Raw genomic sequence first — 21,605 nt, forward strand, 5'->3', positions numbered from 1 at the left:
TCATTTAATATCCTTCAAATAAAATTAAAATATTTGAAGGATATTAAGAGATAAAGATAAAATTTATTTGATAATAAACTTTTTGCTTTCTATAAAAGAGTTTTTATCATTATAAATGTTCAAAAAATAATCTCCGGGAGGAAGACCTTCCAGATTAATCTCTTTTTTATCTGTTGTTAAAACAATTTGACCTACAATATTTACAATCTTAAAAATATATTTTTCGTTATCTTTTGTTCTTATATTGAGTATATCTTTCGCAGGGTTTGGAAACAGGCTGAAATCTTTTTCATTGGCAGTTAATTCAGTAGTTGCTAAAGTAGAACTAGGTACAAAATTGGCAACAACACAGGCAAAGCGTGAAAAACCAAATGCTTCATTTGAGGGATTAGTGTTTCCTATTGCAATTCCTGTAGGCTCAGAGTTATAATTTACGACCGGATTTGCCCATCGGTTGATTCTTGCACAATTAAAACCTGAAGCTGAACATTCATCGTTATAAGCCATGATTGTTCTCCATCTTTGCGATGAAACACTTGATGTTCCTAATGTGATAGCTGTACGGTTGACATATCCGTGATGATGACTGCAAGGGTTGGTATTAGTATCTACATACCAATCATGATTTAACCCCATATTATGTCCCATCTCATGTGCCATTGAATAATTTGAAACAACGCAACTGAAAACAGTAGCTGAAAAAGCTGCATTTGCAGAATAATTTCCGGGATTTGAATTTAAATATCCTAAACCACAGGTATTTGTAGGAGTAGAAGTAACTAAGGCACAAATATCTGCTCCATACATCGTTCTTAACGAGTGAACATTATCCATGAAACCATCTCCGTTATTGGCGAATCTTGGTAAATCTGTTGAAAGACTTCCGGACTCTGTATAATCAATGGCTCCCGAGTAAACTAAATTGATCGTGACATTGGAAACACCCGAATTTTGCAAGGCAGTATTAAAATTTGTAATTGCTGTTGCAATAAATGAGTTGCTTTGAGCGGCTCCTCCCCAAGCTGTTTGTGCAGCGTCAGTGTAAACTGCCAAGACATCAATCCTCGATACAGGACAAACAGGTGTTGTATCAAGGCAAACATTAGAATTTATTTTTCCGGAAACAGATGGTGTATTAATTAGGTAATCATCTTTGGCATCCTGATTGATCATTTTTTCACTGCTTACTTCTGATACAGCGAAAACATTGGATTCTGTTTGATGAAAAATTACTTTTTCTCCGGTAACCGAAGAATACATTCCTGTAATAATATTTTCATATTTTGAAAAAACTAGTTCAGACTCGGGTTCGTTTTCTATAGTGTAAACATACGATTGTGCTTTATTGCTATAATTGTAAATCCGTCTGAATTTTGCGGCAATCTCTCTATCTGTAGGTAAAATAATTTGCAGGTCAGAATTTAAATCAAAAGAAGCCTGCAAATAGTATTTTGTAAAAAGATAGGTGGAGGCAAGGTCTTTATTAACTTTCTGTTCGGGAATCAGGTTGTTTTCACTTATCTTATTTTGAAATAATTTATTCTGTGAAAAAACAATAATGCTGAAGAAAAGAATTACGAAACTGATTTTTTTTCTCATAGTGTTTTTAATTTAAAAAGTTATGTTTTTATATACAAATGTAATCATTTCAAAATATATTTTTATTAAAATAATCGTTCGTGAAAATCCTCAATTTTGCTGACTTCCTCTATTTTAATTCCGAATTTTCGTTTGGGTAATTTATTTAGATTAGAGATAAAAATTTTCTCATAACCCAGTTTTTCTGCTTCTGTAATCCGCTGTTCTGCCTGAGCAATTGGGCGAATTTCTCCGCTTAATCCAATTTCACCTGCAAAACAATAATGTTCGGAAATGGCAATATCTTCATTAGAGGAAAGAATAGAGGCGACAACCGCTAGATCCAAGGCCGGGTCGTCGGTTTTTATACCTCCGGTAATATTTAAAAAAACATCTTTAGCACCCAATTGGAAACCAGCTCTTTTTTCAAGAACGGCGAGAAGCATATTTAATCTTTTGGCGTCAAAACCGGTAGAACTTCTCTGCGGGGTTCCGTAAACTGCCGTACTTACCAGCGCCTGAATTTCCAACAGCATCGGTCGGTTTCCTTCCAACGTTACGGCAACGGAGTTCCCGGAAAGTTCTTCGAATTTTTTGGTAATCAGGATTTCAGAAGGATTTTTAATTTCTTTTAATCCCTGGGAAATCATTTCATAAATTCCAATCTCGGAAGTGGATCCGAAACGGTTTTTATTGGCTCTCAATAATCTAAAAAGATGATTTCTGTCGCCGTCAAAATTTAAAACGACATCTACCATGTGTTCCAGAACTTTTGGCCCTGCAATTTGTCCGTCTTTGGTAATATGACCTACTAAAAATACCGGAACATTATTTTCTTTAGCATATTTAATAATTTCATTCGAGCATTCCCGGATCTGGGAAACGGTTCCGGGAGAGCTTTCAATTAATTGAGACTGAAGGGTCTGAATAGAATCGATAATAACGAAATCCGGCTCCAGCTTTTTGGCTTCGTGAAGGATTTTTTCAAGATTGGTTTCTGTGAAAAGGAAACAGTTGGGATTCTGAATATCCGTTAAACGGTCGGCTCTCATTTTTATCTGGGACGCACTTTCTTCACCGGAAACATAGAAGATTTTTTTCTTCATTTTTAAAGCCAGCTGGAGAAGCAAAGTTGATTTACCGATTCCCGGCTCTCCTCCAATAAGGGTTACGGATCCTAAAACAATTCCGCCGCCGAGGACACGGTTAAGCTCTTCGGAAGGTGTTTTAATTCTTGGTTCTTCACTAGTTTCAACTTCGATGATGTTAATGACGTGCTGTTTTGATTTTGAAAACGGAGGTGTTTTTGATGAGGTTTTTTCTACCACTTCTTCCACCAGGGTATTCCATTGTCCGCAGTTTTTGCATTGTCCCATCCATTGGGAATATTGTGTTCCGCAATTCTGACAGAAATATGCTGTTTTAAGTTTTGCCATACTGCGAAGTTCAAAATTTTTTTTGAATTTTTCTTTCGAATTTTAGTTAATTTTCAGGCATGAAAAATATTTTTTTGAGTTTGATGGTTTTTGTGGTGATGTCACTTTTACATGCACAATTTACTGATTGGGCTGTAAGGCACCTTCGTCTTCCAGGAGGAGATTACGGAATGTACTCACTATTTATTCTTGTTTTCTGTTCTGTTATTACAGCAATTGGTTTGGTAACGGTGATTATTTTCAGGAGACATTTTGATTCAATTCTGCGGATTGCAATCTTGTTTGAAATTATTTATTTATTATTTTTAATGATCTCAGGAGATAATCCGTTTGCGTATTTTTCAAATTCAAATAATGAAAATCTTTTGAAGATTTTAATGTATGGAATTGGATTGATCATTTTATCTATTATGTATCTCATTCATCTACTTTATTCAAAATTAATTTTAAAAAAAATCTAAAAACTAACATAGATCAATGGTGGTTTATAATAACAGGCCTACCTTTGCTCCATAATTTTAATAAAAATCTAATGAAAAAGGTATTTTTAACTTTTGTATTTGCACTTTTAAGTGTTGTGGGCTTTGCACAGACCGGATGGCAGGTAGATCCTATGCATTCGTCCGTTAATTTTAATATCAAACACATGGGAATCAGCTTTGTGCAGGGAAGGTTTGACAAGTTTGACGGTAAGGCTGTTACTAAAGGGAACACCCTTGATAATGCAGAACTTAGCTTTAATGTCAATGTAGCTTCTGTCAATACCGGTGTAGAGATGAGAGATAATCACCTGAAAAGTGCAGATTTCTTCGATGCTGAAAAATTTCCTGCCATGACTTTTGTAACAAGCTCGGTTGTTAAAGAAAAGAACAATTCTTATGTGGTTAAAGGTAAGCTGACAATAAAAGATGTTACCAAAGAAATCAGTGTTCCTGTTACTTTCGGTGGGGTTACCAAAAACCAGCAGGGTAAAGAAGTGATGGGTTTCCAGGCATCATTTAAAGTAAACCGTTTGGATTACAATATTAAATATGATCCTACGGGAGCCGGTGTAGCAAAAGACGTTGACGTGAACTTATATTTTGAAATGGTGAAGCAATAATTTTCATATATAAATTTGGTTTAGAGAAAAGGTTTTCAGTTTTTGGAAACCTTTTTTATTTATTTCCTGCGAGCAGATCAAGATAGGTGGTTTCTAAATTGATATATTCATCTTTCCAATCCTGAGCGGTTTTCTCCATTTTTTCAAACCTAAAATTTAAAACTTCAATTTCTTCGAGATAGTCTGCCGTATTTCTATCTTCAATGTGGTCGAAATATTCAGCATACCAAACATTAAGAAGCTGATTTGAAATTTCGATGTACAGTTGTTCTCCAATCAAGCTTTTAAAAATCATATGATAGTTTAGGACATTTTCTTTAAAATAAATAGAAATACATTCGTAATGATCATGATGACGTTCTGTAAAATAAATATTAAAGCGATTATTTTTCCAAATTGGTAAATTGTCAAATTTTAATAATAACCCGTTTTCAGGTATCAGTTCTACATATTTCAGATAAACTAATTGATTGATAGTTTCCATTGTAAAATTTTATCTTCTCTAAAAATACACATTCAAATTTTAATACAAAATTGCTTTGTATTTCTTTTTCCCCTAACTTTGCACAAACCTAATCTAATGAGTAAAAAGAATACAAAGTACATCTTTGTGACAGGAGGTGTAACTTCATCTTTGGGAAAGGGAATCGTTTCAGCTTCTCTGGGCCTTCTTCTAAAATCACGTGGCTTCAACGTAACCATTCAAAAGCTTGATCCTTATATCAATATCGACCCGGGAACTTTGAATCCTTATGAACACGGAGAATGCTATGTAACCGAAGATGGTGCGGAGACGGATCTGGATTTAGGTCACTATGAGCGTTACCTTGATGCTCCTACTTCTCAAAACAACAACGTTACTACCGGAAAAATTTATCAGACAGTCATTGAAAAGGAAAGAAAAGGAGATTTTCTCGGAAAAACAGTTCAGGTAATTCCTCATATTACCAACGAAATCAAAAGAAGAATTAAAATTTTATCCAAACAGAACTACGATATCATCATTACGGAAATCGGAGGAACGGTAGGAGATATTGAATCTTTACCTTACATTGAAACCGTTCGTCAGTTGAAGTGGGAGTTGGGTGAGAAAAATTCTATGGTCATTCATTTGACATTATTGCCATATCTTGCTTCCAGTGGTGAATTAAAAACAAAACCTTCGCAGCATTCTGTTCGTCAATTAATGGAGAGCGGAATTATGGCGGATGTTCTTGTTTGCCGTACCGAACATAAGATACCAAAAGATCAGAGAGCGAAGCTTGCGCAGTTCTGTAACGTTCCTTTGGATAATGTGATCGAATGTAAAGATTTGGAAACGATCTACGAAGTTCCGATGTATCTTCAGAAACAAAACTTTGACGATGTGGTTCTTAAAGAATTAGATCTGAAAAGCGATAAAGAAGCGGATCTTAAAGACTGGAAATCGTTCCTGAAAAAATTCCAGAATCCTAAAAAATCAGTTGAAATTGCATTGGTTGGAAAATACGTTTCTCTTCAGGATTCCTATATTTCCATTGCAGAAGCTTTCAAACATGCTGGAGCGGATTTGGAAACGGAAGTGAAGATCAGATGGGTATACAGCGGAGATTTAACACAGGAAAATATCAAAGAAACATTAGCCGGTGTTTGTGGAATTCTTGTTGCGCCAGGCTTCGGTGATAGAGGAATTGAAGGAAAGGTTCTTACCGCTCAGTATGCAAGAGAAAATAAAGTTCCGATGCTGGGAATCTGTCTGGGAATGCAGATTATGACCGTTGAATTTGCCAGAAATGTTTTAGGATATACAAAAGCCAACTCCATGGAATTTGATACTTCCACGGAACATCCTGTGATTTCATTAATGGAAGAACAGAAAAATGTAGTAGACAAAGGCGGAACCATGCGCTTGGGAGCCTGGAAATGTGCCTTGAAAAACGGCTCTAAGCTAAATGACATCTACGGAGCTAAAAACATCACGGAAAGACACCGCCACAGATATGAATTTAACAGTGATTACATCGGTGAATTCGAGAAAAACGGCTTCCTGGCAACGGGTACAAATCCTGAAACAGGATTGGTTGAGGCGCTTGAAATGCCGGGCCATCCTTTCTATGTAGGCGTACAATATCACCCGGAATACAAAAGTACGGTCGCAACGCCGCACCCTTTGTTCAGGGCTTTCATTAAAGCTTGTGCATCAAAATAAGATCAATCTTAAGATTTAAAATAAAGTAATTCATAAATTACAAACGTTATCTATAAACTCAGACTGATTATTCTCAGCCTGAGTTTATTATATAGTAACACAGTATTGTATAGAGTTTTGATAAAAAAACAGTATTTTTGTCGACTCGAAAATGTATGTCATTTTGATATGCATTAAAATTTAAACAGGTAAAAATTTAATTAAAATAAAATGCAACAGAACAACGGACTCGATAAAAGTCAGATTATCAGTTTTGCGGTTTTATGTTTGGTGCTTTTCGGTTTTATGTTTTATTTTCAGAATAAACAATCCCAGGAAGAACAGATAAAGGCTGAACAAAAAAAAACCGAGCAGGTAAAAAATGCCGTAAAACCATCTCAGGCAAACAATATCAATCCTAATGTAACTCCTAATGCTATTCAGACAGCCAATATTTCCAATAAAGAGCTGAAGGTGGAATTCAACAGTCTTGGAGGGCAGGTTTCAAAAGTGGAGCTTGCGGAGTATAAAGCATACGATCATAAAACAGATAAAGCAGACCTTCCGCTTTACCTGATCACAAAAAATAACTCGAATTACGGTTTTCAGTTCAAAGACAAAACAGGAAAAGTAATCAATACAAAAGATCTTGTATTTTCTCCTACGGTCAACGGAAATGCTGTAACGATGACGGCTAACTACAACGGTGCTGTTATTCAGTTTATTTATACTTTACTTCCGAAATATACGCTTGATTTTAAAGTAAGAACGCAGGGGCTTGCAAAAATTACTTCGGATAACAAAGCAGATTTTATCTGGGACTACAATGTAAGAAATCTTGAAAAAGGTAGAACCCAGGAACAGTCTCACTCGGAATTCTCCTACGCTTTTAATAATTATAAAAATTATGATTATGACGGAAGGACAACAATGGAAGAAGATAAAGAGACCCTGAACTGGATTGGTGTAAAACAGCAGTTCTTTGCTTCTGTAATTGAATCTAAAACAGGATTTACCCAGAGTAAAGGAAATCAGGAAACAATTGAAGAAGGAGAATATCTTAAAAAACTGAACTATGAAGGTTTTGTACAGATGACGGGAAGTGAGCTTAACCAGGATTTTACATGGTATTTTATGCCATTGGATTTACCTTTATTGAAGTCTTATGATAAAAACTTTGACGAGATTCTTCCGCTGGGCTGGTCTTTCATTGGTGCGATGAACCGCTATTTCTTCATTCCGATGTATAATATCATTGCTGACTGGGGACTTACAGCAGGATGGGTAATTTTCCTGATGACGATTATTGTTAAATTGATCTTGTCTCCAATCATGTACAAGCAGCACAAGCTGAGTGCCATGATGAGAGTAATTCGTCCGGAAATCGATGAGGTGAATGCAAAACTGAAAGATGCAGACCCGATGAAGAAACAGCAGGCTACGATGGAAGTCTATCGTAAAGCCGGAGTTAATCAAATGGCGGGATGTTTGCCGGCGTTGGTTCAGATTCCTATTTTCTACGCGTTATTTCGATTTTTCCCGAATTTTATTGATTTGAGAGGACAGGGATTCTGGTTTGCGAAAGATTTAACGGCTTATGATGATTTGATTAAATTGCCATTTAAAATTCCGTTCCTGGGAGATCACCTGAGTATTTTCGCTATTGCATGTACGATTGTAATTTTAATATATACGATCATGACTTCAGGGAATATGCAGCAGCCTCAACAGGAAGGTATGCCGAATATGAAAGTATTAATGTATATTTTCCCGGTTACCTTTTTATTCTTCCTGAATACTTCTGCATCCGGTCTTTCTTGGTATTATTTTGTATCGAATGCTATTAACATTTTAATTATCCTGGTGATTAAATATGTTATCCTGGATGAGAAAAAAATCCATGCGCAGATTCAGGCTAATAAAGAAAAGCCGAAAGCTGAAGGAAAGTTTCAGAAGCGAATGAGAGAAATGATGGAAAAAGCTCAGGAACAGCAAAGATATCAGGAGCAGCAAAAAAATAAAAAGAAATAATTCAATAAACTAAAAAAGAGAGGCAATTGCTTCTCTTTTTTTATTTAATAAATTTAATCAACACTCGTCTTGAATGCTGTAATCCAAACGGAATGATCTTCTGTGATACTTTGTTGGCCCGAACTTTATTAATGCTTCCTGATGTTTTTTGGTGGCATATCCGAAATTCGTATCCCATCCGTATTCCGGATGTTCATGGTGAAGTTCCATCATTAATTTATCTCTGTAATTTTTCGCTAAAATAGAAGCCGCAGCAATAGATAAAACCTTCGAATCGCCTTTTACAATACATTGATGGGGAATAAAATTGTAGGGATGAAACCTGTTCCCGTCCACAAGAATAAGTTCAGGACGTATGGTGAGCTTATCCAAAGCCTGATGCATTGCGTGGATGCTTGCATTAAGGATGTTGTGTTCATCTATAAATCCGGCAGGAAGTTCTGCAATCGCATAATCTTTCACATTGTCTTTGATGTACTGATCAAGATCCATTCTTGTCTTAAAATTCAGTTTTTTGGAATCATTTACCATGTTTTGGTTAAAATTTTCATCCAAAACAACCGCTGCTGCTACCACCGGACCACTTAAACAGCCTCGTCCTACCTCATCGCACCCTGCTTCAACGTAAAAAATTGACCATTTTTTAAGTAAATCCATATTATTATAGAACTAAAATCGTAAAACTAAGCAAATTTAAATATTTTTAACAAAACACTTGGCTGCCTTTAGAAAGTTTTTCATATTTGCACGAACAAAAAAGAATAATCAAATTAAATATGAAGAAATTAACTACGAGTGTTTTAGCTGTAGTTCTTACATCGTCGTTTGCGATGTTGAGTGCTCAGGATTCTTTAAAAACTCAGGATATTCGTGAAGTTGTTGTTACAGGAGCTTTAGGTTTGAAAAAAAGACAAGATGCAATTACTTCTACCAATCAGGTGGTAAATAATGCTGAAATTACGCAGGCTAATAACCCTAACGCTGTTCAGTCTTTAGCAGGTAAGGTTTCCGGTTTACAAATTAACACCACAAATAATTCAGTAAACTCCTCTACGAGAGTAGTCTTGAGAGGCCCAAGATCCATTTCCGGAAACAATCAGGCGTTGGTTGTTATTGACGGGGTAATCTCTACATTAGACATTCTACAAAATATACCGCCTGAAATTATTGATAACATGAACATTATCAAAGGAATGCAGGGAGCTGCGTTATATGGTGAAAGAGGAAGTAACGGGGTTATTGTAGTGACAACCAAAAGAGGAACCAAATCTGAGAAATTACAGTTTAATCTTACCAGTTCCATAGACTTTTCAAGTGTTTTCAAACTGCCGATCAGACAAAAAATTTATGGGCAGGGATATCCAGGCGATACTTTTGATACTACGGATTATGGCGGTGCCAACTGGACGCCTTATGAAAATACAAACTGGGGACCATCTTATTCAACTGTTTTAGGAGGACAATCATTACTTGTAGGGATGCCTCAGGCTGACAATTCCTGGTTTAGAGAAACATTTGATTATAAAAAAGACGGAATATCTAAATTCTTTAAAACTGGAGTTTTAATTCAAAACGGATTGTCTGTAACAGCAGGCGGATCAGATTCTTATGTTTTCTTGTCTGTAAACAGAGCTGAAAATGATTTCGTTGTTGATAGAGATAATCTGAAAAGAAATAATTTTATCTTTAAAGCAGGAAAGCAATTAGGTAAATTCAGAATTGACGGGAACGTAAATTATCTGGACAGAAGAATATCCAACACAAATTCTAACCTGTATGGCCAGTTGCTTCAGACTCCTACGAATGTTGATATAAGACAATTCAGAAACTCACTTCCGGATGCCAGTTACAGTATTTATACTGTTAACCCTTACTGGACTATTGATAATGACAGAACTGATGTTAAAGACAGAACCTTTACAGGATTGATCAATATGGAGTATAAATTGAATGACCATATCTCATTTACGTATTCCGGAACAGCAGTTTCAGGATCAAGTGTTGAGGAAAGTCATTTGAATGCTTTTGCTTTCGACAGAGTATATGATGGTACAAATACTCCTATTGACGGGACTTCGCCTGTGGATTACGGACTTGATCCTATTGTATCCAATTATTATAAAACCGTTGCTTCAAGCTTCAGATATTATGGCGACTTAATGGCGAATTTTGATTATAGTCTAACGGATGATCTTGGTTTGAAATTCAACGTAGGACACAATATTCAGGATGCTTCAAGCTCTACAACACAGGTTGGTGGTGAAAACTTGAAAATTCCGGGATGGTATCATATTAATAACGTATTGCAGCCTGATCAGTTTTATAATCTTAACAATAATAATACAAGGCAAAGATCTTTTGCATGGTTTGCCAATTTAGATCTGGATTATAAAGATTTCCTATTTTTCAACTCTACATTCAGATATGAAAAAAGTTCTTTAACCAGTGTAAACCCGGTAACTGTTGAAGGTGTTCAGCTGCCATTCAGTAACAAAGGTTATCCGTATTATTCATTCGGAGCTTCATTTGTTCCTACCAAAGCCTTTGCAAGTATTAAAGGAGATGTGCTTAATTATGCGAAAGTAAGTGTAAACTACAGTAGAGTAGGGAACAGTTCTACAATTAGTCTATATGGCTTAGATAGAGTGGGAGCATTTCCCGTAGGATATCCGTTTGGTTCGCTTTCATCTTATTTGCCTACAACTACAATTTTTGCACAGGATATTGAACCGGAATTCTATTATTCAAAAGAAGCATCTTTACAGTTAGGGTTCTTCAGAGACAGAATTACGTTAGATGCATCTGTATTCAGAAATGATAACAAAAACTTTATTACAACGATTACTACTTCTTCTGCTTCTGGTATTACCAATTTCCAGGATAATATCGGAAACAGCAGAAACCAGGGATATGAAATAGATCTTGGCTTCACTCCGTTTAAAACCAAAGATTTTGAATGGAAAGTGAGAGGGTCATATTCAACATATGATACGGAAATCCTATCATTAGCAGATGGTGCAGATGAAGTAGCTTTGTATAATTCTACTACTACCAATGTTGGGATATTTGCTGTTAAAGGTGAAAACTTTCCGGTAATTAAAGGAACAAGATATCAGAGAGATCCTAATGGAAATATCATCGTAAATGCAAACGGAAATCCTTTGTCTACAACAAATTTTGAAGTTCTTGGGAAAGTAAATCCGGATTATATCTTAGGATTTAATACCTCATTCAAATTCAAAGGAATTACTTTGAGCGCAACTGCAGATTACAGAACAGGAAACAGTTTTGTATCACTGGCGAAAACAAGTTTAGGTACTACGGGTTCATTAGAGAAAACTGCTGATTTTGACAGGTCTCAGGGATACGTAATTCCAAATTCCGTACAGTTGGTAAACGGGCAATATGTTGCCAATACTACGCCGGTAGGAAATGATCCAAGTTACTTCGGAGTAATGAACTATTTTACCACAGCTGCTTACACATCTGTAGGGGAAGAATTCGTAGTAGATGGTACTGCTTTAAAAGTAAGAGAAATTGCGCTAAGCTATGATTTACCAAAATCAATTTTACAAAATACTTTCGTAAATTCTTTAACTATAGGTGTTTACGCAAGAAATCCATTCTTTATTTATGCTAAAGATAACAGAAACTTTAACGATCCGGAAACGGCCAATACTACAGGTAATGCTGCTGGGGTTGCTGTTACAGGTCAATATCCAAGCATGAGAACTTTTGGTTTCAACTTTAATGTAACTTTTTAATAGACAAAAATGAAAAATAATAAATTTTTAATAACAATTTTAGCTGCAACTTTAAGCCTAAGTGCTGTATCTTGTAGTAATGAGTATTTGGATGTGAATGACAATCCAAATGCAATTCAGGCAGAAGAAATCACTCCGGAACTGATGCTTCCGGGTGCAATTACTACTGCTTACAGAACACAGGCCGGAACAATGATGCAGTTTGGTAATCTTATGATGAACAGCTGGGCTGGTAACTCATATACAATTGCAGGTCCTTATTCGAGAGAGTTCAGTTTATCCAGTGTGGATAATACTTTTTACAGAGGAATTTGGGAAGGTTTGTATCCCAGAATTGCCAACTTCGACCAAATGGAGAGGTTTAAGAATTCAAATCATGAGCAGGATTATTATATTGCCATTGCTAAAATTATGAAGGCATATTATATGCAGTATATTGTTGATCTGTATGGTGATGCTCCTTACAGTGAAGCCTTCCTGGGGCAACAGAACACCACTCCTAAATATGATAATGATACGGATATATATAAAAGCTTAATATCTAAGCTGGAAGAGGCCAATACATTAATTGATAATGCTCAAAGCTCAACGGATTTTCATCCTTTAGAACCATCTTCTGATGTTGTTTTTAGTGGTGATATGGATAAGTGGAAAGCACTTTCAAACACCATTAAACTGAGATTATTGATTAGAATGTCTAAAGTAACCGGTGATCTGGCGACGTATAGAAATACAAAACTGCAGAGTTTATCCAATGCGACATTCATCGACGAGGAAGTAACGGTTAATCCTGGATATTCTTCAGCAAGTGATGACAAAATGAATCCTTTTATTTTAAACTGGGCTAGAAATGCTTCAGGCCAACAAGTATCAAATTACGCCGTGGTAGTTGTTTCTGAGCATATGGCTAATTCATTAGAAGGAAATGTCATATTAAATGACAGCAATTATAGTAAGTTTACAGGGCTTAAAGATCCAAGAAGGTCAAGATTATTTACCAATGTTGCTTCTGTTGATGCAAGTGGTAATCCATTTACCGGGTTAAAAGGTGTGCGACAAGGAAACGTTCCCGGTCAGCCTGGAGTACCTGTAAACAATGTGAATACTTCAAAATTAGGTACAGGTAACTTTTCTGGAGCAACTGCCATTTCGACTTGGGGTGATGTAATTGCAGCTAACAATGCAAGAGGTGGTGTTCTTTTTTCAAGAGCTGAAAGTAATTTGCTACAGGCAGAGGCAGCATTGAGATGGCCTGCAATTTTTAGTACGATCAACGCATCTGCCAAATTTGCTACAGCTATAACGGCAAACGGTGCCTGGTTGGGAGCTAATGCTACACAGGTTTCCAGTTATGTCACAGCAGCTAATGCGAGACCAGGTTTGGGATGGACTGGTTCGGATACGCAAAAAATTGAAGCTATTATGACCCAGAAATGGATTGCGTTGACCAATATTAACCCTACTGAAATGTTTATTGAATACAATCGTACAGGTTATCCGTTTACGCCAATGGCTACAACAGCACAGTTTCCTAATAAACCTTACAGACTGGTGTATCCAAACTCTGAATATGCCGCCAATTCAGCGAATGTTCCAAATATTTCGAGTGCGCAGGTTTTTGTGAAAAATCAGTTTACTCCTTTCTGGAATCAAAACTAAATACGTTTATTTATAAAATTTAAAAGCCGCTGTTTACAGTGGCTTTTTTTTGATTCTAAATGTTAAAATTCAGAAAATTTATAAAACAATTGATATGCAGTACATTGCATTTCGTATTTTCGTATTTCTGCTATTGGTGATATATTATGTTGTAACCTATTGTTTATCACCTATTATGGATATTTTTTTTACAATAAATGGATATAGAAAATAACAATTACAAAAAATTGGTATTTATGTAAATTTTATTTCAATGAATTAATTAGTTTTTGTTAAAAATTAATTAATTAACTAAAATATATAAATAATTAAATGATATTATTCGTATTTTTTTAAAAATCAATAATTTTTGTCTGTTTTCTTTTGCTGTTTTAAGAAAGTTTTTAAACTTTGTTTAGCAAAATTTAATTAGATATGAAGAAACTAACAATGGGTGTACTTGCATCCGTACTGTCATCGTCATTTGCTATTGCACAGGTACAGCAAAAAAATGATACAGTAAGGACGCAAGACATCGAAGGTGTGGTGGTGACCGCATTTGGAATTAAAAGAGAAAAAAAATCTTTGGGTTACGCTACTCAGGAAGTCAAAGGTGACGATGTCAACAAAAATCCAACCCCCAATTTTTTAAATAACTTATCTGGACAGGTGGCGGGTATGGATATCAAACAAAGTACCAACTTTGGAGGTTCCATTAATGTGGTTTTAAGAGGTTTTAAATCTTTTTCAGGAACCAACCAGCCGCTGTTTGTTGTTGACGGTGTTCCGATTATCAATAACAACATCAATACATCCAGCCAGACTACCGGCCGATACGGTGTCGATTATGGAAATGCAGCATCGGATATTAACCCGAATGATATAGAAACAATCAACGTGCTGAAAGGAGCGGCAGCAGCAGCGCTCTATGGCTCACGGGCAGCAAACGGAGCGATTATCATTACCACCAAAAAAGGTAAGAAAAATCAAAAGGGAATTGGCGTAGAATATTCAAGCTCTATTACCATTTCTTCCATTGATAAAAAAACTTTCCCGGAATACCAGACTGAATACGGACAAGGATATTTTGGAGAGGATGAATGGGGGAGTTATAACGGAGGACTGCTTGCAGGGTTTGGCAGTGATGCATCTTACGGACCAAAATATGATCCCAATCTGTTAGTATATCAATATGATTCATTCATTCCGGGTTCTCCTAACTATGGAAAAGCAACACCGTGGACGATGGCTAAAAACGGTCCGATCACTTTCTTTAAAAACGGTACGAACTTTACAAACAGTGTTTCCTTGAGCGGGGCAAACGATGTATCAACTTACAGAATCAACTACACCAATCTTGATGCTACAGATATACTGCCAAACAGTTCATTAATAAAAAATAGTTTCGGAGGTAATGCATCGTATAAAATCACAGATAAGTTAACGGCTTCATTGTACGCCAACTATATTACACAGAGAACAAAAGGTAGAAATGATACCGGGTATAACGGGAACGTAATGAGTGGTTTCAGACAATGGTGGCCTACCAATGTTGATATTAAACAGCAGCAGGATTTATACAATATTGCAGAGCAAAACTATACATGGAATATTACCAGTCCTACTAATCTTGCACCTCAATACTGGGACAATCTTTATTTCCAACGGTATAAAAATTATCAGACTGATAACAGAGATCGATTCAGCGGAAATGTTTCTTTAAGCTATGATGTATCTGATGAACTAAACTTTTTAGTAAGATTAAGCAATGATAGCTATAGCATGACTACGGAGGAAAGAAAATCTAACGGTTCTGTACCGAATATTTTCGGACTTAACATTAATACGGCACAGCCTTCCGGGTATAATTTAGGAAATTACAGATTTTCAGAAAGAAATTATGATTTCATCGGAACGTATAAAAAAGATCTTACCGAGGATATTAACCTCAATGGAGTTTTAGGTGCAAATATCCGCTATAATGCAGCATATTCAGATATACATTCTACCGTAGGAGGATTAAGCGTGCCAAATTACTTTGATATCTCAAATTCAAAAGAAAGACCGCTTAATCAAACCAGCGATACAAGTAAGCAGGTGGTAGGAGTATTTGCACAGGCGAGTTTAGGTTTTAAAAATACGTATTATGTGGAAGGAACCATAAGAAGAGATCAGACAACTGCATTGTCAAAAGGCAATAATGTGTACTGGTATCCATCCGTTTCAGGAAGTGTGGTTCTTTCAAACTTAATCAAAGCGCCATGGCTTAGTTTTGCAAAAGCTCGTGCCAACTATGCTATTGTTGGGAATGATACCGATGCCAATCAGTTAATAGATACTTATTTAGCAGGCTCACCTTTCGGAAGCCAGCCTATCTATCAGTTTAACGGGGTGTTGAAAAATCCGGATCTGGTAGCAGAAAAGCTAAAGAGTATGGAATTTGGGCTTGAGACCTCATTCCTGAAAAACAGGATCGGATTCGATGCAACCTGGTATAAAAATGACTCTGAAAATCTGATTTCCAATGTGCTTGTTTCCTATGCTTCCGGAACGACATTACAGAAACAGAATATCGGGAATCTAAGAACTGAAGCTTTCGAGCTTTCATTGCGAGTAACGCCCATCAAATCTCAGGATTTCTCATGGAATTTGGTTGCAAACTGGTCAAACCCGAAAACGACGGTGACAGAATTGAAAAACGGAGTGGATAATCTGGCATTGCAGACCAATACTTCACAAGGGGGAGTTACCCTGAATGCGCCTCTGGGAGGATTATATGGAACGATCTACGGTTCTGATTTCATCTATGCTCCGGACGGACAAAGAGTGATTGATCCTGATACCGGTGCCTACCTGAAAACAACCACTACCAATAATGATTTGGGAAGTTACCAGGCAAAATGGTTCGGTGGATTAAGAAATACATTTAACTACAAAAATCTTTCTTTAAGCTTCCTGATTGATGTGAAAGAAGGGGGTAACGTATTTTCGCTAGATCAGTCTTACGGATATGGAACAGGTTTGTATCCAGATTCAGTGGGGCTGAATGATTTGGGAAATCCTGTAAGAAATACATTGGCCAATGGTGGAGGTGTAATCTTGGCAGGAGTTATTCCGGATCCTAATAATCCCGGACAGTATATTGCGAATAATGTAAGATTAGATAAGTCGTTATCAAGCCAGGTTTTGAATACAGATCCTCCGGCAGCAGCATTTGTGTATGATGCAAGTTATGTAAAGCTTAGAGAAGCATCCATCACTTACAATTTATCAAAAGAAGCGTTAGGTTCTAAATTTATACAGGGAATGTCATTCAGTATCATAGGAAGTAATCTTTGGATTATCCATAAGAATTTACCGTATGCTGATCCGGAAGCGGGATTGTCTTCAGGTAACCTTCAGGGATATCAGTCCGGAGTTATGCCTACCACAAGAAACTTCTCATTCAATGTAAAAATCAATTTCTAAAAAATGAAAAAATGAAAAAAATCATCATATCTTTATTATTAGGTACATTATTCATCAGTTGCGAATCTGATGATATAAATTTAGATCCTCACTCTGCATATACTACTATTCCTTCAAGTTTGGTAACAAATGCCCAGAAAGAGCTGAGTGATTATGTGAACACGCCCAGCGTTAATGAAAATAACTTTAGGCTTACTATGCAATACTGGCAGGAAACAACTTATGTGGAAGAAAGCAATTATAACTTCACCAACAGAAATGTTTCCAACCAGATTTACATTGATAATTATGTGAATGTACAAAATAGTTTAGTGCAGGCAAAAAAATTAATAAATGACTATCAGCCTGTACCCGCTGAGGCTCTTACATGGCCTACAACTAAAAAAAATCAGCTGGCCATTATAGATATTCTACAGGTATATAGTTACCAGTTGTTAGTAGATACATTTGGAAATATTCCTTATTCTCAGGCAAATCAGCTGGGTTCAAATGTCGCTCCCGTGTATGACGACGGAGCAGGAGTTTATGCTAATTTAATATCAAGACTTCAGCAGGATATAGCAAATCTTGATGTTACCGGAGGATTAGATTCGGAATCGGATAGTTTTTCTTCAGCAGATATTTATTATTCAGGAAATCTTGCAGCCTGGGAAAAGTTCGGTAATTCACTTCTGCTTAAATTAGGAATAGGTATTGCAGACGCAAATCCTACACTTGCTCAGCAAACAGCCACTACGGCTATTAACAACGGAGTTATGACTTCTTCTGCAGACAATTGTTTACTGCAATATCTTAGCGGATCACCCAATTATAGTCCGATTTACGAAAATGTAAAAGCAAATAACAGAAATGATTTCGTTGGCGGTAAAACATTGGTTGATTATATGAATACCAATAGCGATGCAAGAATAGCGAAATACTTTAAACCTGTAGGTTCTACAGGCAATTATATCGGACAGGCAATTGGTCTTCCTGCCTCATTTGCGAACTTTTCAGCTCCTGGAGATTTTGCTTATACTCCTACAACGCCGGGAATCCTTATGAGTTATACGGAAGTAGCATTCTATCTGGCAGAAGCCAGTGCACGCTGGGGTATCGGAGGAAGTGCTGCAACCAATTATGCTAATGCGATTACTTCATCCTTTACAGATTGGGGGGTAACATCAAGTGCGGCAGCTTACCTTGCAGCCCACCCTTATAATTCTTCAAACTGGAAGCAATCTATCGGAGAGCAGGCCTGGGTAGCTATGTATAATCAGCCTCTGGTTTCCTGGAATACATGGAGAAGACTTGATTTTCCTGCTCTTCAGCCAGCCGCAGCAGCAACAATCAGCAGTGTCCCTTTACGTATGACCTATCCGGCTAGTGAATACCAGACCAACGGTGGCAATGTAAGCGCGGCAGCTTCAGCCATCGGTGGAGATTTACTAACCACTAAAGTCTTCTGGGACAAGTTTTAATTGTAAGCACATTAGTTAACATTCATATTTAATCCGCCTTTCGGGGCGGTTTTTTTATTTCGTATATTTGCATTTGAGAATAAGAACGACAGGTTTTTTAAATAACAGATAATGAATATTAAAAATATAATAGAAGAAAAACTTCTGGAAATCATCCTCAATGTTTATCAACTGAAAGGAATTATGCTGGAAGTTCAGGAAAATAAAACAGAGTTTGAGGGAGATTTTACCATTGTTACTTTTCCTTTGGTAAAACAACTGAAAAAAAATCCGGAAACCATCGGGACAGAGCTGGGACAGGCTTTAACGGAACAAACCGAACTTCTGGAAAGTTTTAATGTTGTGAAAGGATTCCTGAATGTTAAGGTTAAAAATCAATTCTTTATTGATAATTTCAGCGCTTTAACGGAAAACTTTGATACCGTAGAAAAGAAGGATTCAACAGTAATGGTGGAATATTCATCACCGAATACCAATAAACCTCTTCACCTGGGACATATCAGAAATAATTTATTAGGTTTTTCTGTATCTCAGATTCTTGAAGAAGCCGGATATCATGTGATTAAAACCCAGATCATCAATGACAGAGGGATCCATATCTGCAAATCAATGCTGGCATGGGAAAAATTCGGAAACGGAGAGACACCGGATTCTACCGGCATAAAGGGTGATAAATTTGTAGGAAATTATTACGTTAAATTTGACCAGGAATATAAATTGCAAATTGCAGAGCTTCTGGCTCAGGGAATGTCCGAAGAGCAGGCTAAAAAAGAGGCCCCTTTAATGAAAGAAGCTCAACAGATGCTTCTCGATTGGGAAAACGGCGATGAGCATGTAAGAAATCTTTGGAATGAAATGAATTCATGGGTGTACAAAGGATTTGCCGATACCTATAAAAGACTGGGAGTAGATTTTGATCAGGTTCAGTATGAAAGCAATACCTATATCTTAGGAAAAGACCTGATTCAGGAAGGACTGGATAAAGGAGTCCTGTATCAGAAAGAGGACGGCTCTGTATGGTGCGATCTTACGGATGAAGGCCTTGATCAAAAATTATTACTACGTTCAGACGGCACATCAGTGTATATGACCCAGGATTTGGGTACGGCGGTGGAACGTTTTAAACAGAACGATATTCAGAAATTAATTTACACCGTTGGAAACGAGCAGGATTATCATTTCCAGGTATTGTTTAAAATCTTAGGAAAATTAGGATATTCGTGGGCAGATCAGCTGTACCATTTATCGTATGGAATGGTGGAGCTTCCGAACGGAAAAATGAAATCACGTGAAGGAACCGTTGTAGATGCAGATGATCTGATGCAGGAAATGCACAATATTGCAAAAACAGCAGCAGAAGAACTTGGGAAGCTTGAAACTTTAACAGCAGAGGAAAAAGCTGAAAACTACGAAAACGTAGGAATGGGTGCCTTAAAATATTTCATGCTCAAAGTGGATCCGAAGAAAAAAATGCTCTTCAATCCGGAAGAAAGTATTGATTTCAACGGAAATACAGGCCCTTTCATTCAGTATACTTTTGCCCGTATTCAATCTTTATTGGCTAAGGCTGATTTTGGATATAAAGCAGTGGATGGCGTGGTTTTAAATGAATATGAAAAGGCATTGGTTATGCAGCTGGCCAATTATAAAGTTGTCGTTCAGAAAGCGGCAGAGGTATTAAGCCCTGCGCTGATCGCCAATTATGTGTATGACCTGGTGAAAACCTACAACTCTTTCTACCAGAGCAATCCGATTATGAATCAGGAGGATGAAAATGTAAAACAGTTGAGATTAAATTTATCAGATCTTACGGCCAAAACCATAAAGAAATCCCTGAATCTTTTGGGAATCAATACGGTAAACAGAATGTAAACAACATGATTAATTTCATGTAATGTATAAAAAGATGCGCAGGTTCTGGATAAAACCTGCGCATCTTTCATTCAACTCCTGCGCGCCTTTTCATTCTAATGGAGTTACCTTACCATAAGCTCTGCCAGAAGTTCCTGAAAAGTGTCCTTCCTAGAGTTATACCTCGGGATGATTTTTCTCAATCTTACTTTCTTCATACAGTTTAGCATCACTCCATTTCGCATGTTTGGAAGGAATGATCTTGAACCCTCTTTTCAGGGCATATATTTTAGTAAATTCTGCCCCGAAGAAAATCAGCATGCAGGAATAATTGATCCACATCATAATCAGGATTACCGTCCCCGCCGCACCGAATGCCGAGGTTGGTTTTGCCGTTCCGAAATACAGGCTCAGCAGGAATTTTCCCAATGTAAATAAAACAGTGGTAAGAAAAGCACCTCTCCAAACCGGTTTCCAGCTGATTTCCACATCCGGAAGAACCTTAAACATTAAAGCAAAAAGGATCATGGTAACAACAAATCCAATTATGTAATTGATCAGCTCTACCAGCACATAGGTTTCTACCCCGAAATAATTGGTAATCCAGTTATTAAGAAGACTGATCAAAGAAGAAAGTACCATAGTAATCATCAGCAAAAAGCCTAAAATAAGGATCATACCCAATGAGTTGGCCCGGTCCAGAAGAAATTTCACGAATGCTTTTTTAGGAGCAGGCTGCACATCCCAAAGACTGTTCAGCGAGCGCTGAAGCTGAAAAAATAAGGTGGTGGAACCGAATACCAAAGAACCGATTCCTATAATTTTCATAAAAATATTTTCCTTATCCACCAAAGCTCCCGCAATCATATCCTGAACACTCTTGGCTGCGTCCTGTCCCATAATACCGCTGATCTGGCTGGAGATTTGTCCGCGTATCGCTTCTTCACCAAAGAAGTTGCCGGCGATCCAGATAATAATGATCAGCAGACCCGGAATGGAAAAAATAGCATAATAAGCCAGACTTGCAGAGTCATTGGATGCCGAAGATTCATTCCATTTTTTAAATGTTTCGCGCAGTGCTTCCCAGAAAAATTTTATTCTTTTTATCAT

14 protein-coding genes are annotated in these 21,605 nt (G+C 36.9%); 9 read left to right on the plus strand and 5 right to left on the minus strand.

Annotation, left to right across the window (positions count from 1 at the left end):
- Positions 1-63: 63 nt before the first annotated feature.
- Positions 64-1,599: a zinc-dependent metalloprotease gene (locus tag BUA76_RS04380; protein ID WP_072883594.1), complete on the minus strand. Its 1,536-nt coding sequence runs from the start codon at positions 1,597-1,599 to the stop codon at positions 64-66.
- Between the two features lie 65 nt (positions 1,600-1,664).
- Complete coding sequence (radA, locus tag BUA76_RS04385) at positions 1,665-3,014, minus strand: DNA repair protein RadA (RefSeq protein WP_072883595.1); 1,350 nt, start codon at positions 3,012-3,014, stop codon at positions 1,665-1,667.
- 59 nt (positions 3,015-3,073) lie between these two features.
- Here radA and BUA76_RS04390 point away from each other — a divergent pair, with 59 nt between their 5' ends.
- Both BUA76_RS04390 and BUA76_RS04395 read left to right on the plus strand, forming a co-directional pair.
- Positions 3,074-3,475 carry a hypothetical protein gene (locus BUA76_RS04390; protein ID WP_072883596.1) on the plus strand — a complete coding sequence of 134 codons (402 nt, stop codon included), beginning with the start codon at positions 3,074-3,076 and terminating at the stop codon, positions 3,473-3,475.
- 71 nt (positions 3,476-3,546) lie between these two features.
- Positions 3,547-4,116, plus strand: coding sequence for a YceI family protein (locus BUA76_RS04395; RefSeq protein ID WP_072883597.1), 570 nt, complete (start codon positions 3,547-3,549; stop codon positions 4,114-4,116).
- A gap of 55 nt (positions 4,117-4,171) precedes the next feature.
- On the opposite strand, the gene BUA76_RS04400 is transcribed toward BUA76_RS04395, so the two are convergent.
- Positions 4,172-4,600 (minus strand): hypothetical protein, encoded by a 429-nt coding sequence (locus BUA76_RS04400; protein WP_072883598.1) that lies wholly within the window; start codon positions 4,598-4,600, stop codon positions 4,172-4,174.
- Between the two features lie 96 nt (positions 4,601-4,696).
- Here BUA76_RS04400 and BUA76_RS04405 point away from each other — a divergent pair, with 96 nt between their 5' ends.
- Both BUA76_RS04405 and yidC read left to right on the plus strand, forming a co-directional pair.
- The gene (locus tag BUA76_RS04405; RefSeq protein WP_072883599.1) at positions 4,697-6,304 is read left to right on the plus strand and encodes a CTP synthase; all 1,608 of its coding nucleotides are present in this window, start codon (positions 4,697-4,699) and stop codon (positions 6,302-6,304) included.
- 210 nt (positions 6,305-6,514) lie between these two features.
- Positions 6,515-8,314, plus strand: a complete 1,800-nt coding sequence (yidC, locus tag BUA76_RS04410; protein ID WP_072883600.1) for a membrane protein insertase YidC — start codon at positions 6,515-6,517, stop codon at positions 8,312-8,314.
- A 57-nt stretch (positions 8,315-8,371) separates the two neighbouring features.
- Here yidC and BUA76_RS04415 read toward each other — a convergent pair whose 3' ends face one another.
- Positions 8,372-8,971, minus strand: coding sequence for a ribonuclease HII (locus BUA76_RS04415; protein WP_072883601.1), 600 nt, complete (start codon positions 8,969-8,971; stop codon positions 8,372-8,374).
- Positions 8,972-9,090: 119 nt separating this feature from the next.
- Here BUA76_RS04415 and BUA76_RS04420 point away from each other — a divergent pair, with 119 nt between their 5' ends.
- The 5 genes from BUA76_RS04420 (at position 9,091) to argS (ending at position 20,516) form a co-directional block, all read left to right on the plus strand.
- Positions 9,091-12,078: a SusC/RagA family TonB-linked outer membrane protein gene (locus BUA76_RS04420; RefSeq protein WP_072883602.1), complete on the plus strand. Its 2,988-nt coding sequence runs from the start codon at positions 9,091-9,093 to the stop codon at positions 12,076-12,078.
- A 9-nt stretch (positions 12,079-12,087) separates the two neighbouring features.
- Entirely contained in the window at positions 12,088-13,737 is a 1,650-nt protein-coding gene (locus BUA76_RS04425; RefSeq protein WP_072883603.1) for a SusD/RagB family nutrient-binding outer membrane lipoprotein, read from the plus strand.
- A gap of 414 nt (positions 13,738-14,151) precedes the next feature.
- Positions 14,152-17,184, plus strand: a complete 3,033-nt coding sequence (locus BUA76_RS04430) for a SusC/RagA family TonB-linked outer membrane protein (RefSeq protein ID WP_072883604.1) — start codon at positions 14,152-14,154, stop codon at positions 17,182-17,184.
- Between the two features lie 11 nt (positions 17,185-17,195).
- On the plus strand, positions 17,196-18,644 hold the full coding sequence (locus BUA76_RS04435) for a SusD/RagB family nutrient-binding outer membrane lipoprotein (protein WP_072883605.1): 1,449 nt from the start codon (positions 17,196-17,198) through the stop codon (positions 18,642-18,644).
- 111 nt (positions 18,645-18,755) lie between these two features.
- Positions 18,756-20,516: an arginine--tRNA ligase gene (argS, locus tag BUA76_RS04440; RefSeq protein WP_072883606.1), complete on the plus strand. Its 1,761-nt coding sequence runs from the start codon at positions 18,756-18,758 to the stop codon at positions 20,514-20,516.
- A gap of 156 nt (positions 20,517-20,672) precedes the next feature.
- Here argS and BUA76_RS04445 read toward each other — a convergent pair whose 3' ends face one another.
- The gene (locus tag BUA76_RS04445; protein WP_072883607.1) at positions 20,673-21,605 is read right to left on the minus strand and encodes a YihY/virulence factor BrkB family protein; all 933 of its coding nucleotides are present in this window, start codon (positions 21,603-21,605) and stop codon (positions 20,673-20,675) included.

It is taken from the genome of Chryseobacterium takakiae (assembly GCF_900129385.1).
In the GTDB taxonomy this organism is placed as follows: domain Bacteria; phylum Bacteroidota; class Bacteroidia; order Flavobacteriales; family Weeksellaceae; genus Chryseobacterium; species Chryseobacterium takakiae.